The sequence below is a fragment of the Streptomyces sp. NPDC005485 genome (genome assembly GCF_040606085.1).
Taxonomy (GTDB): Bacteria; Actinomycetota; Actinomycetes; order Streptomycetales; family Streptomycetaceae; genus Streptomyces.
The window spans coordinates 1-13,853 of the sequence record NZ_JBEXDZ010000050.1 but is presented as its reverse complement, the minus strand read 5'-3'; the positions used below and the strand labels follow the sequence as shown (position 1 = coordinate 13,853).

Below are 13,853 nucleotides of genomic sequence, written 5' to 3'. Positions count from 1 at the left end.
ACCCAGGACGCCAGGACCTGAGGCGTACGCCCGACTCGGCACCACAGGCCGCAGACCGCAGACTGGAGAACACCGGTGGACGTCTCGCCCGGCACACCGCATCGTCTGGACCCCGCCGGAGGCTGCCCGCACGCCGACAACGCGCGGCTGCTCGCGCGCGGAAGTGTCGCGCCCGTGGCCCTGCCCGGAGGCGTGGAAGGCATGGCGGTGATCGGGCACGACACGCTGAAGGAGTTCCTCGCGCACTCCGAAGTCGCCAAGGGCGCCGAGCACTTCACCGCACTGCGGGAGGGCCGCATAGCCGCCGGATGGCCGTTGATGACCTTCGCCACCGTACGCGGGATGACGACCGCGGACGACGAGGACCACCGGCGGCTCAGATCCCTGGTCAGTACGGCGTTCACGCCCCGCCGGGTGGAGCGACTGCGGCCGTGGATCGAGGAGTTGACCGATCAGCTGCTCGACGACCTCTGGCGCGCGGCGGACGGGAACGACGGGGTCGCCGACCTGCGCCGGAACTTCGCGCTGCCGCTTCCGATGGGTGTCATCGGTGAACTGCTGGGCGTCGACGCCGAGTTCCGCGACCGGCTGCACCATCTGTCCAGCCAAGTGGTGGCCACCGACATCGGCCCCGAACAGGCCGTGGCCGCCAACCGTGACCTGGTCGCCGTCCTCGCCTCGGTGGCCGCCGCGCGGGCCGAGCGGCCGGGCGACGACCTCACCAGCGCGCTGATCGCCGCCCGGGACGAGGAGGGCGACCGGCTCAGCCAGGAGGAACTCCTCGGCACCCTGGTGCTGATGATCATCGCCGGGCACGAGACGACCCTCAACCTCATCACCAACGCCGTCCGCGCGCTGTGCGGCCACCGCGACCAGCTGGAGAGCGTGCGCAACGGCAGGGCCGACTGGTCGGACGTGGTCGAGGAGACGCTGCGCTGGGACGCCCCCGTCAGCTACTTCCCCTTCCGCTACCCGGTGCGCGACCTCACCCTGGACGGGACGGTGATCCCGAAGGGCACACCCGTGCTGGCCGGTTACTCGGCCGCCGGGCGCGACAAGGACGCCCACGGCCCGGACGCCGACCGCTTCGACGTGACCCGGCCCGCCCGTCCCGGCACCGCCCGCCACCTCTCCCTCGGGCACGGCGCCCACTACTGCCTGGGCGCCCCGCTCGCCCGACTGGAGACCACCATCGCCCTGGAACGGCTGTTCACCCGCTTCCCCGACCTCGACCTCGCCGTCCCCGAGGCGGAACTGACGCGCCACTCCAGCTTCGTGGGCAACAGCGTGCGGACCCTGCCGGTACGGCCGGGAGTTTCCGGGCCCTGACCTGCGGCTGCCGCGCCGGAGGCGGGAATCTCACTTCCGGCGCACTGGATGTGTCGATTCGGCGCCGGCCCGTTCGTCGGTGGAACGTCAGGACCCAGTGAGCTCCGGGAGGAACCATGAAGTACATGCTGCTGGTCTGCGGCGACGACACCGCCGACGCCTCGGGCATGGCGCCCGTCCAACCGTGGGTGGAGGAACTCGCACAGCGCGAGGTGCGGCTGCACGGCCACCGTCTCGCCCTGCCCGCCGACGCCGTCACCGTCCGCGTGCGCGACGGTGAAGTGCTGCGCACCGACGGGCCGTTCGCGGAGACGAAGGAGTACGTCGCCGGATACGACATCCTCGACTGCGACAGTCTGGAGGAGGCGGTCGCGGCGGCGGCGAAGCACCCCGTGGCGACCATCGGAGCCATGGAGGTGCGCCCCTTCTGGGGCGACGAGGGCGAGGACGCCGAGAAGGAGATCCGCCACCTCGACAAGGAACTCACCCTCGCCCTGCGCGAGCGGAACATCGAACGCCACCTGGCCTGCTACACGCCCGACGCCGAGGTGGTGCACGCGATGAGCGGGCTGGAGCAGGGCGTCGACGCCCTGCGCAAGGCCCAGGAGCGGTTCTTCGCCACCGTCACCGGGCCCGTGGAGCGCGAGGTGCTGGAATTCCGCCTCCGGGTCGACGAGAGCGTCGCCTTCAGCCACGGCGTCGTACGGATTCGCGCGACGCTCACCACCGGCGAGCCGCTCACCGGCGTGGCACGGGTGACCACCGGCTACCGCGCCGTCGCCGACCGGTGGCTCATCGACCACGAGCACGCGTCGGTCCCCGCAGACCTCGGCATCAAGGGATCGGCGTCATGAAGTACGTCCTGTTCCTCTGCACCCCCGTCGGCGGTGAGGAACCCGGCCCCGACGCGATCGCCGACGACGCCCGCCTCACCGCGTACGCAGACCAGGTGCCCGGCCTCGACCCGGGCCGGGGCGGAACGCGTCTGCGGCCCTCCACCGACGCCACCACCGTGCGCGTCGAGAGCGGTGAAGTACTGCTCAGCGACGGGCCGTTCGCGCAGGCCGATGAGTACATCGCCGGAATCGACGTCGTCGAGGTCGCCGACCTCGACGAGGCCCTCGCCCTCGCCTCCCGCCACCCCGCCGCCCTCGACGGCGGCTCGGTGGAGGTACGGCCGGTCTGGGAGTGAACGAGAACCCGGCGGCGAACGACGTCGAGGACGCGGTCGCCGCCGCCTTCCGTGCGGAGTGGGGCCAGGTCGTCGCCACCCTGATCAGGGTGACCGGCGACTGGGACCTCGCCGAGGAGTGCGCGCAGGACGCCTTCACCCAGGCCCTGGACCGGTGGCGGCGCGACGGCGTGCCGCACCGCCCCGGCGCCTGGCTGACCACGACGGCGAAGAACCGCGCCCTCGACGTGCTGCGCCGGCAGGCGGTGGGGGCCCAGAAGCTGCGGGAGGTGGCCGTGCAGGCGCGCCACGAGGGGCCCTACGACCCGGAGTTCGAGGACGACGACGGGCTGCACGACGACCGGCTGCGGCTGATCTTCACCTGCTGTCACCCGGCACTGCCCATCGAGGCCCGGGTGGCACTGACGCTGCGCACCCTCGCGGGCCTGACCACGCCCGAGATCGCCCGCGCCTTCCTCGTCCCCGAGGCGACGATGGCGCAGCGGCTGGTGCGCGCCAAGCGGAAGATCCGCAACGCCGGCATCCCCTACCGCGTGCCGCCCCCGCATCTGCTGCCCGAACGCACCACGGGCGTCCTCGGCGTCGTCTACCTCCTCTTCAACGAGGGGTACGCCGCCACGTCCGGCGCCGATCTGGTGCGCAGGAACCTGTGCGCGGAGGCCATCCGACTCGCCCGCGTCCTGGCCCACCTGATGCCGGACGAGCCCGAGGTACTGGGCCTGCTCGCGCTGCTCCTGCTGCACGACGCCCGCCGGGACACCCGCGTCGACGCGGCGGGGGAGCTGGTGACCCTGGAGGACCAGGACCGTACGGCCTGGGACCGGCCCGCCATCGACGAGGGCGCCGCTCTGCTGGAGACCGTGCTGCGCCGTGGCCGCCCCGGTCCCTACCAGATCCAGGCTGCCATCGCCGCCTGCCACACCACCGCTGCCACGGCCGCGGACACGGACTGGGCCGACATCGCCGCGCTTTACGGCGAGCTGGCCCGCTTCGTGCCGTCCGCCGTGGTGCGGCTGAACCGCGCGGTCGCGATCGGTATGTCCGAGGGCCCGGCCGCGGGGCTCGCCCTGGTGTCGGAACTGGAGCAGGAGGGCGACCTGGCGGGTTACCACCTGCTGTCCGCCACACGCGCCGACCTGCTGCGCCGGATGGGACGCCAGGCGGAGGCGGCCGAGGCGTACGGCCGGGCGCTGGAGCTCGTGGAGAACGAAGCGGAGCGCAACTTCCTCGAAAAGCGGCTCGCGGAGTGTCGATCCGCGTAGGACCCGTTCGTCGGTGGGGTGCAAGACCCCCTACGACACAGGAGCACCCCATGACCATGAACATCACCGTCGCTGTCCTCGCCCGGCCTGCCAAGCGGGCCGCCGCCCTTTTCGCTCCGCGCACTCCGCGTCGCCCACAGCGCCCGAGCAGCACACCCCCGCCGGCCTCTGCGAGCACGCCCGACGTCTGGCTCGCCGGCCTCCGGCTGGGCGGCTGAGCCGCGCCCGGCTACGCGAGCAGGCGCCGGTAGCGCATACCGGGCCGCCCGACGAGGGTGATCTCCTCCACCGCGGTGAATCCGTTCCGTTCGAGGACCGTCCTGGACGCGGCGTTGTCGAGGGTGGTGACCGCGATGAGTGAGGAGAGCCGGTACGCCGAGGCGGCCAGGCGGCACACCTCGGCGACCGCGGCCGTCGCCGTGCCCCGGCCTGCGGCTCGCTCTGCGATCCGGTAGCCGAGTTCGGCGGCGCCGTCCGCGACGTCCACGAGATTCACGCGGCCGACCAGGTTCCCCTGCTCGTCCACGGCGACATGGAAATGGCAGACGCCCGCGTCCTGTTCGGCGAGCAGTGCGCGATGGCGCGCGGGGAACTCGGCGAAGTACGCGTCCCCGCGGTCCGACACCGACCGTGCGAAGTAGTCCCGGTTCTCCCGCTCGAAGGCGAGCAGAGCCGGCGCGTGGTCGGTCCGGAGCCTCTCCAGCGTCAACATGGCGGACAGAGTACGGATCCGTGACGGGGCTCCGCACCAGGATTGAGCAGCGCCCGACGGCTGCAGCCGTGCACGGGCGCTCTCACCGCCCCGCGCTGCCCTAAGCTGACGACGATGTTCACCCCGCAAGGTCCCACACTCCGCGAACTGGCGGTCCAGGCCCTCTCGTCCGTCGAGCGCGGTTACGACCTGCTGGCCCCCAAGTTCGACCACACCCCCTTCCGCACACCGGAGTCGATCCTCGACGCGGTGGGACGGGCCCTCGCCCGGATGGGCCCGTTCGAGAACGGGCTCGACCTGTGCTGCGGCACCGGAGCGGGCATGGACGTGCTCGAAAAGCTGTGCCAGGAGAGCGTCACCGGCGTCGACGTCAGCGCCGGGATGCTGACCGTAGGCCGGGAGCGGGAGCGGGAGCGGGAGCGGGTCCGGGGCCGGGTTGACGGGGAACCGCGTGTCGACTGGGTGCGCGGTGACGCTCGTGCGCTGCCCTTCGGGCCCGCCTTCGACCTCGTCGTGAGCTTCGGCGCGTTCGGGCACTTCCTGCCGCGCGAGCTGCCGAACCTGTTCGCGCAGGTCCACTCTGTGCTGCGGCCGGGCGGTCGCTTCGCGTTTCCGATGCCGGCACCGGCCCGCCCCAGCTCGCCCTGGTTCTGGGCTCTGTTGGGCTTCGACACGGCCATGCGGGTGCGCAACGCGCTCTGGCGTCCGCCGTTCGTCATGTACTACCGGGGCTTCCGGCTCGGCGACGTACAGCGCGAGCTGGCGTGGGCCGGATTCGACGTACAGCTCCTGACGCTCCCCGAGTTCGGCCATCGGTCCGACGGCAGTCCGCGGTGCCGAATGGTCGTGGCCAGCCGTGCGGACGGTCCGCGCCCGGGCTGAGACAGGCACGCCCGACGGACATGGCGGACGGTCTCCGACGGTGTGCCGCCGCCAGGGCGTCAACCCGCGGCCCCAAGCGGGCGGCTGGGCAGGACCGCCACCGCAAGCGCCGGGACGGCGGCGAGCACCAGCCAGGTCACGGCCGCGGGGAGACCGGAGTCGAACAGGCACCCCGGTGGCCCAGCTGCCGATGAGGACGATCAGCCCGGAGACGGATGACAACGCGCCGACTTAGAGGCCGAGGCGTCCGCCCGGGGCGAGGTCGGGCACCCAGGCACGGGTGGCCGGGGTGACCAGCATCTGGCCTCATCGCCAAGGCCCGGGTGAACGTGCACCGCAAGATGGCCAAACTCGCTGCTCTGACCGGCCAGTATCCGCTGGCACCAATGCCGTCGCCCAGGAACTCGGCATCACCCAGCGCTCCGTGGGAGGGTGAGCAGGACGACGAACCCCGCGGCCGGCAGCAGCCCAGCAGTTCCCGTCCAGCGGGCCGGGCGCACGGCCACCACTCCGAAGCCGGCCGCGATGAGCAGCAGCCCGGCGGCCATGGAACGGCGCAGGTCGAGCCGCTCGGCCGCCCAGCGCGTGACGGGCAGTTGAGCACACACGACCAGCAGGGACGAGAGGGCGAACAGCCAGGACAGGGGCGTCTGAGAGCCGGTCGCCCGCTCCACCTCGCCGGGCAGGGCCAGACGCGTTCCTGCCGCAGCAGGGCGGAGGTGTGTGCGGCCAGTGGCGACCAGGCGACGGCGGCCACGGCTGACGCGGGGGTCCATGGGCCGCTGCCCGCGACGCCGGTGACGAGAAGCCTGGCCAGGACGGGCGGTACGGCCGTGAGCGTGTCCACCATCGGACCGGACAGGCGGGGGACAGACCCAGCAGCACTCCGGCCGTCAAAGCCGCCGCGCTCACCGCCAGAGCGACGCCCAGGGTGTGCAGCCCTCCGTGCGTGACGCGGCCGACGGCGGGGGGTTCGCATGGTGTTCTTGTTCGTCCCTCTGGGTGTGTCGGTGTCGATCGGGGAGATGGGGTCAGCGCAGGGGGATCTCGAAGTGGAGGATCCGTTGGCCGCCGCCGGGCTGCTCGTCGTGCACCAGCTTGCCCAGGGACCGCCACAGGGCCTCGGCTCCCGGTGACGCCGGGTCCGTGTGCAGATAGGCCGACCGGTAGCCGCCGTCCGCTCTGGCGAACCCGATCAGCTCGCCGACCAGCCGCCGGGCGAGCCCGCGCCGCCGGTGCTCGGGATGCACGTACACCCGCCGCAGCTGAGCGGTCTCGCCCGAGGGGTAACGCTCGGCCAGCCACCGGGGGTTGGGCGGATGCGCCGGTCCGCGCGCGTCCAGCGCGGCCGTGGCGGCCACCGTCCCGTCCCGCTCGTGGACTGCCACCAGCAGCGTGTGCCGGGGAGGGACGAGGTAGAAGCGCTCGGGCTCGATGATGTCGCCGTGCCACCGGGGCACGTACCCGGTTCCGAAGTCCCGGTAGACGGTGTCGAGCATCACGGCCCGTGCCGCGTCGAGGTCTTCCGGGGCCGCCGCCCTGATGCGATATTCAAGCACCTGCAGATCTTATGCAATAAGAAAACGGCGAGAGTGACCAGGGACGTGGCGGCGGAGGTGTCCCGGGCGCCGGGCGACTCGTATGCGCGCCGCGGCTGTGCGCCGCCGCCACGTGTGGTCGTTCGCGTGGCAGTGCGTCAGGAGGACTTGGTGCCGGTCCGGCGCCGTACGGCCAGGATCAGCAGACCGCCGAGCGTCGCGGTGACGGCCGCGGCACCGGCGACGAGCGTGGTGCCGTCGGATCCGGTGCTCGCCAGGTGGCCGTCGGCAAGGACGCCGGTGGAGCCGCCGACCGACGAGCCCGCCGACATCGAACCCGTGGTCGCGGAGCCCGTCGTTCCGGTGCCGCCGGCGGCCTGGCCCTGCGGGTGATTGCCTTCGTCGCCACTGCCGGAGCCGCCGTCTCCCGAGTCGCCGCTGCCGGTGGAGCTCTGCGAAGGGCTCGGGCTGGGCCCGGCGTTGCCGTCGGGCACGTCGATGCTGAGATGAGCGGTGTCGTTGGCGGGGTTCTTGTCGAACGCCGGGTCGATGCCGTACACGGAGGTGGCCCGCACTTCGCCTTCGGTGTCCCGCGCGGTGTCCTTGACGTCCAGTACGAAGGCGTAGGTGAGGGACTGGCCGACCTCAAGGGTGAGGTCGGAGGGCCAGCAGACGTACTGGGGCTTGCCCGGGGCGGACGGTCCGCTCGGGCCGTCGATGTTGAAGGGCGCGCATTCCTTGGGCACCTCGGCGGCGACCGTGCCGGGCGGAATCGTCACCATGAGTGCCACGGGATCGTCGCTCTCCTGGTTCTGGATCCAGCCGGGGCCGTCGTTGCGCAGCGTCGCCTTCACGGTCGCGGTGTGGCCCGGACGCGCCTTCACCCGGTCGCCGGTGGCGGCGAGGTCGGCCGTGCTGTCCGCGGTCAGGGTCAGACGCCGGTAGCTGTCCGTGTATCCCTCGCCCGGGGCCTCGCCGGTGCGTCCGGTGCCGTACTCCACGGATTCCATCAGCGCCTTGGGCAGGGCCTTGAACCGTACGGGCGTGGTGACCGAGGCGCCGGGCGGGATGACGGTGTCGAGTTCGCAGAGTGCCTGGCGGACCTGGTCCTCGACGGTCGAGTAGGTGCAGCCCTTGACCGGTTCGGGGAAGTCGAGCCCTCGGGTCAGCCGTATCCGGAACGCGACACCGTCCGCGGCCACGGTGCCGTTGTTGGTGAGGGTGACGGACTCGTCGTAGACCTCGCCGGGCTTGGGCGTGGCACGCGGCAGCGTCGAGATCACCAGGTCGGGGCCGGCCTCCTCGGCATGCGCCACCGGAGCGGCGAGTGCGGGAACGGCGGCGGCGATCGCGAATGCGGCCACGATGGCTGCCGGGGGACGGAGGCGCTGGCGCAAGATGATTCTCCTCGTGGGGGTGGGAAGGCGGCGGCCGGGCAGCGTTGGCCGTCCGGTCATGTCCTGGACACCCCGAAGGCCCCGAGGGTTGTAGTGATCCGGATGCCGGGCGCCGACGGTTCACGGACCGCGCGGCCGAGCGGGCCATTTGGGCCCGCTCGGCGCGGTGTACCTTGCCGAGTCGCTGGACGCCCCGGTGTCAGCCGGCCGCCGGAAGGGTGAACTCGTAGACCAGGGTGTCCTGTTGGGCGTCCACCAGTAGATCGGTGATCTCCAGGGGGCGGTCGTACTGGTCGTGCACGCGCCGGGTGACCCGGACGGACGGCGGGAGCTGCTGGATCGAGTCACGGTGGTGCAGCGTGAGCCCCGCCTTGCGCATCCAGTCGTAGGCCCGTCGCAGCTGCGCCGAGGCCGAGCCGTCCGCACGGTCGCGGTAGCGGGCCAGTTCCTCGACCTCGCTGACCGCGACGGCGGAGAAGGACGTCACCGCCGTCCTGCGGCCGCTCCCGTCGGCCGCGGCGGATTCGTAGCGATGGACCAGCGTCGGCCGCCGTGGCGCCAGTCCCAGCGCCCGGGCGTGCTCGGGCGGGGGAGCCTCCCAGGTGACCGTCGTGCGGTGGACGGCGCACGGCTCGGTGGTGTGCGCGCCGACGGGGAAGTCCAGCGAGGGGATGTGCTCGGCGGTGGCGCCGGGCAGGGTCGCGTGGCTGCCGCGCCCGTCCGTGGAGACCAGGCCGCCGGCCCGCAGGACCTGCAGGGCCTGGCGTATCGTCTCCCGGCTGACGCCGAAGCGGGTGGCCAACTGCCGTTCCCCCGGCAGCCGTTCACCGGGGGCGACGGTCCCGTCCCGCAGTTCGTCGAGGAGTTGGGTGGCGATCCTCCAGTAGCGGGGTTCGTGGTCGGACAGTCGGGTGGTGCGGGCCATGTCCGCGCCTCCTGTGTGGTCACAATCCGAGCGGCTTCCTTGCGCGACCAGATCTAGCATTGGTCTAAACCACAAGGAAGGGTCGCTGGACGGTTCGGCCGGTTTCCGCCCGCATCCACCACACCGTGCGCGTGCGCTCAGAGCGCGCTGTACAAGGCGTCGATCAGTGCCATCTTCCTTGGGTCGTCTGCGATGTGCGGGCCCATGCGGTTCATGACGTACCCCAGTGACACGCGCGCTTCCGGGTCCGCCAGACCGCACGAGCCGCCGAAACCGTCATGTCCGAAAGCCCTCGGGTTCGGCCCGTACGAACCGTTCGGCCCGCTCAGCCACAACCCCAGCCCGACCTCCGTCTCGTGCGCGAACCCGGCCCCCAGCACCAGGTCGCGGCAGGCGCCCTGGCCCTCACGGACCCGCTCGGCCGCCGCCGGTGAGAGCACCTGGCGCCCGTCGTACGTGCCCCGCCCGGCGAAGACGCCGTACAGGGCGGCGACCGCACGCGCCGTGGCGTGGCCGTTCGCGGCCGGGATCTCCGCCGCCCGCCACCCGGGCGTGTTCGCCTCGGCGGCGCCGACGAGCGGATTGGCCAGGGCGGCGAGTGCCGCGGGCGCCAACTGGGCGAAGACCGCCGCCTGTTCGCTGGTCTCGGCGGCCGGCGGATGCACCAGCTCGGCCGCCCGGCCGGCCTCCTTCTCGGGCAGCCCGATGGTGAAGTCGATCCCGAGCGGACCGGTCACCTCCCGCTCCAGGAACGCGCCCGGCAGCAGGCCCGACACGCGCCGCACCACCTCACCCACCAGGAAGCCGTACGTCAGCGCGTGATAGCCCGACCGCGTCCCCGGCTCCCACCAGGGCTCCTGCTCCGCCAGGCGCTTGACGGTCAGCTCCCAGTCGTACAACTGCGCCGCCGTGTGCGGCTCCCGCAGCCCGGCCAGGCCCGCGCGGTGCGACAGCAGATGCCGTACGAGGACCGACTCCTTGCCGGCCGCCGCGAACTCCGGCCAGTACGTGGCCACCGGCGCGTCGAAGTCGAGCAGCCCGCGGTCGGCCAGGATGTGTGCGCAGAGCGCTGTCGGCCCCTTCGACGTCGACCACACGTTGACCAGCGTCTCGCGCTGCCACGGCCGGGTGCGCGCCGCGTCGGCCCAGCCGCCCCACAGGTCGACCACGCTCTCGCCGTCGAGCGTGACGGTCACGGCCGCGCCCAGTTCCCCGCGTGCGCGGAAGTTCTCGGCGAACGCCGCACGGACCGCTTCGAAGCGCGGGTCGCAGTGGCCTTCAAGGTGTGGCGTGTGCTGGGACATGGGCCCTCCGTCGTCCGCCGGAAACCGGGATACCGGGACGCCGGTACGCGGACGGAGCGGCCCGGCCCCCTGAACGTACCGACTGGTCGGACTGGAAGGAAGGAGGGGGAAGTCACCAATCGTCGGCGCGGTCGGGCGCCCCTCGCCGGTGCCACCGAAGGCCGGGATCCGGCCGGCCGGGGTCCCGTCGCGCATCCGTCATCCCGCCATCTGCCGGATGTCAGCCAACACCCCTACTCTGCTTCCCAGTTGACCACCGAGGTGCAGGAGGCAAGGGGACCATGCGGAGACAAGTGAGGGTGCTGACCCGTACCGGGACGGCCGTGGCGGCGGCAGGTGTGCTCGCGCTGGCCGCAGGACCGCAGGCGACGGCAGCGGGCCCCGCGGCGACCACCGCGGATCTCACGTACGCGTCCAGCACCTGGGTGGGCGTCCACAACGCCTACGACAAGGCGAAGTACCCGTACTTCGCCGACGCGCTGGACTCCGGCGCCGGGATGCTCGAACTCGACGTGTGGACCAACGTGTTCGGCTCCTCCTGGCGCGTCTCGCACAGCAACCCGCTCGGCAACGACAACAACTGCGAGAACGCCGCGAGCGCCGTGGAGCTGCGCACCAAGTCGCGCAACCGCGACCTCGGCGGCTGCCTCGCCGACATCAAGGCCTGGCACGACGCGCACCCGGGTCACCGCCCGATCCAGCTGAAGATCGAGATGAAGGACGGCTTCCAGTCCAACAACGGCCGCGGCCCGGCCCAGTTGGACGCGCTGCTCTCCGCCAAGCTCGGCGACGCCCTGCTGCGTCCCGCCGACGTCGTCGGCTCCCATACCGACCTCGACTCGGCCGTCCGCGCCGACGGCTGGCCCGCCCGCTCCGCCCTGGCGGGCAAGTTCGTCGTCGAGCTGATCCCCGGCACCGTCGAGGAGGGCAACCCCCTCGACACGCTGTGGACCGACCGCGAGTACGCCACCCATCTGCGCGACCTCGCCTCCGCCGGCCGGCTGCGCGAGGCGGCCGCCTTCCCCGCCGTGCACGGCGCGGCCGCCGGCGACCCGCGCACCCGCTACACCGACACGACGATCCGCCCCTGGTTCGTGTTCTTCGACGGCGACGCCGCCACCTACGCGAACGGCACCATCGACACCGCCTGGTACGACGACCGCCACTACCTGGTCGTCATGACCGACGCCCACAACGTCCCACCGACCATCGACGGCACCAATCCCACCCAGGCCCAGGCGTTGGAGCGGGTCACCCTGCTGGCCACACGGCACGCCAGCGTGGTCTCCGCGGACTGGTACCCCCTGCCCACCGTCCTCGCCACGGTCGCACCGCGCGGGACGGCGGGGTGAGGCACCTGTCTAGGTGAGGAACAGGGGGCCGGCGGGTTCCTGGTGGCCTGCGGCGGTGTGCCAGTAGTCGCGGGTCTCCACCGCCTGCCCGGCCGCGTCGAAGCGCACGAAGACGCAGCCCGCGAGCGTCACGGGTTCCCCGTCCTCCTCGGCGAGGACGCGGAACTCGGCGACCGCGAGCCCGTCCCGGCCGACGACGGGCTCGGAGAACCGGACGTCGACCGTGCGCTCGGACGCGAACGACCAGCGCACGTAGGCCGCGAGTTCGTCGCGGCCTACGTGCGGCTCGCGGAACGGCATCGAGCGGTGCACGCACTGCGGGGCGTACAGCTCCAGGATCGCGTCCACGTCGTGGGCGGCCCAGGCTCGTTCCCACACGCGGACGAAGCGGTGTGCCGCTCCAGCCGATTCCATGACGCTCGCTCCTCGCAGGTCGCGGGTCAGAGGTGCCGGGGGAGCCAGCGCAGCTTCGCCGCCTCCTGGAAGGGACCACCGCCCTCGTGGTCGTTGAAGTCGTACACCTCGATCGTCTTGTTGTCGTCGGCCCAGTTGTTGAAGGCCGCGAAGACCGTCGACGGCGGGCAGGTCACGTCCTCCAGGGCAACCGAGAACAGCGCGGGCGCCCGGCCGCGCGACGCGAAGTGCACGGCGTCGAAGTAGGACAGCGTGCGCAGGACGCGCTCGGTGCGGCCGCGGTGGGTCTTGAGGTAGTTGCCGATCTCCCGGTAGGGGTCGCGGTCGGTGATCGTCGTCGCGCGCGGGAAGTCGCACAGGAACGGCACGTCCGGCGCGACCGCGGCCAGGTCGGGGACCAGACCGCCGACCGCGATCGAGATGCCCCCGCCCTGGCTGGCGCCGACAACCGCGGTGCGTGCCGCGTCGGTCAACGGGTGCGAACGGGCCGCCTCCACGGCGCGTACGGCGTCGGTGTACACCCGTCGGTAGTAGTAGTTCTCGGGGGCGTCGATGCCGCGCGTCATGAATCCGGGGTAGGCGGGGGCGCCGCCGACCGGGTCCGCGGTGTCGCCGCCACCGCCCCAGGCGCTGCCCTGGCCGCGGGTGTCCATCACGAAGTGCGCGAAGCCCGCCGCCGCCCACAGCAGATGGGTGTGGGGAAGGCCGCGGCCGCCGCCGTAGCCGAGGAACTCGACGACCGCGGGCAGCGGCGCGTTCGCCCAGGCCGGGAGCGTCAGCCAGCCCTTGACCGGGTGCCCGCCGAAGCCCGCGAAGGTCACGTCGAACACCTTGACTGTCTTCAGGTGCGTCTCGACCGGTTCGAAGCGGGCGTCCAGTTCGTGCTCGCGGGTCTCCTGCAAGGTCTTCGCCCAGAAGGAGTCGAAGTCCTCCGGCTCGGTGGACGCGCTGCGGTAGCTGCGGAGTTCGTCGAGCGGCAGGTCGAACAAGGCCATGAATGACCACCTTTGACGTCAGGAGTGCGGATGATCACACCGTACGTGGGCCCACCGGGAGGCCGCCAGGCCTTCTCCCCGCGACTGGACCCGCGCCCGTGGAGGGGGCGGGGCTCAGCCTTCCTTCGGGTGCGGGACCACGGTCACGTCGAGGGTGAAGGCGACGCGCGCCGCGCCTGCCACGTCCGGCGCCTTCGCCATGGCGGTGACCTTGGCCGCACCGGCCCGGGTGCCCGCGCACCGCACTTCGGCGCGGGCGGTGCCGTCCGGGCCGACCCGCCATCCGGAGGGCAGGACGAACACCGGGGCGGAGCTGTGCACGGCCGTCCACCGCTTGTCGTCGATGCGGGGTCGCAGGACGAGGGTCACCACTGTCCCCGGCCGGGCGCACAGCCGCTGTTCGACGGCGTCGCCGGGGGAGACGGTGACCTCCGTGTGCCCGGCGGCACAGGGTGCCGCCGAGGCGGACGGCGTGGGGGCCGGGACGGACGGGCTCGGCACGCTCGGGCTCGCGGGCCCGCTCGCGGACGAGGAGGCGGACGTGGTCGCCG

General features: G+C 72.4%; 15 protein-coding genes and 2 pseudogenes. 7 read left to right on the top strand and 10 right to left on the bottom strand.

Going from position 1 to position 13,853, the window contains the following annotated elements:
* Positions 1–75: 75 nt before the first annotated feature.
* The 5 genes from ABZS97_RS18755 (at position 76) to ABZS97_RS18735 (ending at position 4,001) form a co-directional block, all read left to right on the top strand.
* Complete coding sequence (locus ABZS97_RS18755) at positions 76–1,329, top strand: cytochrome P450 (protein ID WP_356139160.1); 1,254 nt, start codon at positions 76–78, stop codon at positions 1,327–1,329.
* 116 nt (positions 1,330–1,445) lie between these two features.
* Entirely contained in the window at positions 1,446–2,183 is a 738-nt protein-coding gene (locus ABZS97_RS18750; protein ID WP_356139158.1) for an SgcJ/EcaC family oxidoreductase, read from the top strand.
* Positions 2,180–2,521, top strand: coding sequence for a YciI family protein (locus ABZS97_RS18745; protein ID WP_356139156.1), 342 nt, complete (start codon positions 2,180–2,182; stop codon positions 2,519–2,521). Before ABZS97_RS18750 ends, ABZS97_RS18745 begins: the two co-directional genes overlap by 4 nt.
* Entirely contained in the window at positions 2,518–3,783 is a 1,266-nt protein-coding gene (locus tag ABZS97_RS18740) for an RNA polymerase sigma factor (protein ID WP_356139154.1), read from the top strand. Before ABZS97_RS18745 ends, ABZS97_RS18740 begins: the two co-directional genes overlap by 4 nt.
* Positions 3,784–3,833: 50 nt before the next feature.
* The gene (locus tag ABZS97_RS18735; RefSeq protein WP_356139152.1) at positions 3,834–4,001 is read left to right on the top strand and encodes a hypothetical protein; all 168 of its coding nucleotides are present in this window, start codon (positions 3,834–3,836) and stop codon (positions 3,999–4,001) included.
* Between the two features lie 11 nt (positions 4,002–4,012).
* Here the strand turns inward: ABZS97_RS18735 and ABZS97_RS18730 are convergent, their stop codons facing one another.
* Positions 4,013–4,495, bottom strand: a complete 483-nt coding sequence (locus ABZS97_RS18730; RefSeq protein WP_356139150.1) for a GNAT family N-acetyltransferase — start codon at positions 4,493–4,495, stop codon at positions 4,013–4,015.
* 114 nt (positions 4,496–4,609) lie between these two features.
* Here ABZS97_RS18730 and ABZS97_RS18725 point away from each other — a divergent pair, with 114 nt between their 5' ends.
* A complete protein-coding gene (locus ABZS97_RS18725) occupies positions 4,610–5,377 on the top strand; it encodes a class I SAM-dependent methyltransferase (RefSeq protein WP_356139148.1) in 768 nt (255 codons plus the stop codon).
* Positions 5,378–5,436: 59 nt separating this feature from the next.
* On the opposite strand, the pseudogene ABZS97_RS18720 reads toward ABZS97_RS18725, so the two are convergent.
* The 6 genes and pseudogenes from ABZS97_RS18720 to ABZS97_RS18695 all read right to left on the bottom strand — a co-directional run.
* A pseudogene (locus ABZS97_RS18720) lies at positions 5,437–5,683 on the bottom strand (MFS transporter); the annotation flags it as partial.
* A gap of 122 nt (positions 5,684–5,805) precedes the next feature.
* Positions 5,806–6,069: pseudogene (locus ABZS97_RS18715) on the bottom strand (MFS transporter); the annotation flags it as partial.
* Between the two features lie 339 nt (positions 6,070–6,408).
* Positions 6,409–6,936, bottom strand: coding sequence for a GNAT family N-acetyltransferase (locus ABZS97_RS18710; protein ID WP_356139146.1), 528 nt, complete (start codon positions 6,934–6,936; stop codon positions 6,409–6,411).
* Between the two features lie 137 nt (positions 6,937–7,073).
* Positions 7,074–8,312 (bottom strand): hypothetical protein, encoded by a 1,239-nt coding sequence (locus ABZS97_RS18705; protein ID WP_356139144.1) that lies wholly within the window; start codon positions 8,310–8,312, stop codon positions 7,074–7,076.
* Positions 8,313–8,511: 199 nt separating this feature from the next.
* Positions 8,512–9,237, bottom strand: coding sequence for a winged helix-turn-helix domain-containing protein (locus ABZS97_RS18700; protein ID WP_356139141.1), 726 nt, complete (start codon positions 9,235–9,237; stop codon positions 8,512–8,514).
* Between the two features lie 137 nt (positions 9,238–9,374).
* Positions 9,375–10,541, bottom strand: a complete 1,167-nt coding sequence (locus tag ABZS97_RS18695; protein WP_356139139.1) for a serine hydrolase domain-containing protein — start codon at positions 10,539–10,541, stop codon at positions 9,375–9,377.
* Between the two features lie 281 nt (positions 10,542–10,822).
* Here ABZS97_RS18695 and ABZS97_RS18690 point away from each other — a divergent pair, with 281 nt between their 5' ends.
* On the top strand, positions 10,823–11,893 hold the full coding sequence (locus tag ABZS97_RS18690; RefSeq protein ID WP_356139137.1) for a phosphatidylinositol-specific phospholipase C domain-containing protein: 1,071 nt from the start codon (positions 10,823–10,825) through the stop codon (positions 11,891–11,893).
* A 9-nt stretch (positions 11,894–11,902) separates the two neighbouring features.
* On the opposite strand, the gene ABZS97_RS18685 is transcribed toward ABZS97_RS18690, so the two are convergent.
* From ABZS97_RS18685 to ABZS97_RS18675, 3 genes are all read right to left on the bottom strand, one after another.
* Complete coding sequence (locus ABZS97_RS18685; RefSeq protein WP_356139135.1) at positions 11,903–12,307, bottom strand: nuclear transport factor 2 family protein; 405 nt, start codon at positions 12,305–12,307, stop codon at positions 11,903–11,905.
* A 26-nt stretch (positions 12,308–12,333) separates the two neighbouring features.
* Positions 12,334–13,302: an acetylxylan esterase gene (locus tag ABZS97_RS18680; protein ID WP_356139133.1), complete on the bottom strand. Its 969-nt coding sequence runs from the start codon at positions 13,300–13,302 to the stop codon at positions 12,334–12,336.
* 114 nt (positions 13,303–13,416) lie between these two features.
* Positions 13,417–13,853: hypothetical protein (locus ABZS97_RS18675; protein WP_356139131.1), on the bottom strand; the 437-nt coding region annotated here is incomplete at its 5' end.

Bases quoted from the DNA above. Each gene is read 5' to 3' on its own strand.
- ABZS97_RS18750 (WP_356139158.1), top strand. From the start codon at position 1,446: ATGAAGTACATGCTGCTGGTCTGCGGCGACGACACCGCCGACGCCTCG.
- ABZS97_RS18745 (WP_356139156.1), top strand. From the start codon at position 2,180: ATGAAGTACGTCCTGTTCCTCTGCACCCCCGTCGGCGGTGAGGAACCC.
- ABZS97_RS18735 (WP_356139152.1), top strand. From the start codon at position 3,834: ATGACCATGAACATCACCGTCGCTGTCCTCGCCCGGCCTGCCAAGCGG.
- ABZS97_RS18730 (WP_356139150.1), bottom strand. From the start codon at position 4,495: ATGTTGACGCTGGAGAGGCTCCGGACCGACCACGCGCCGGCTCTGCTC.
- ABZS97_RS18725 (WP_356139148.1), top strand. From the start codon at position 4,610: ATGTTCACCCCGCAAGGTCCCACACTCCGCGAACTGGCGGTCCAGGCC.
- ABZS97_RS18700 (WP_356139141.1), bottom strand. From the start codon at position 9,237: ATGGCCCGCACCACCCGACTGTCCGACCACGAACCCCGCTACTGGAGG.
- ABZS97_RS18695 (WP_356139139.1), bottom strand. From the start codon at position 10,541: ATGTCCCAGCACACGCCACACCTTGAAGGCCACTGCGACCCGCGCTTC.
- ABZS97_RS18690 (WP_356139137.1), top strand. From the start codon at position 10,823: ATGCGGAGACAAGTGAGGGTGCTGACCCGTACCGGGACGGCCGTGGCG.
- ABZS97_RS18685 (WP_356139135.1), bottom strand. From the start codon at position 12,307: ATGGAATCGGCTGGAGCGGCACACCGCTTCGTCCGCGTGTGGGAACGA.
- ABZS97_RS18680 (WP_356139133.1), bottom strand. From the start codon at position 13,302: ATGGCCTTGTTCGACCTGCCGCTCGACGAACTCCGCAGCTACCGCAGC.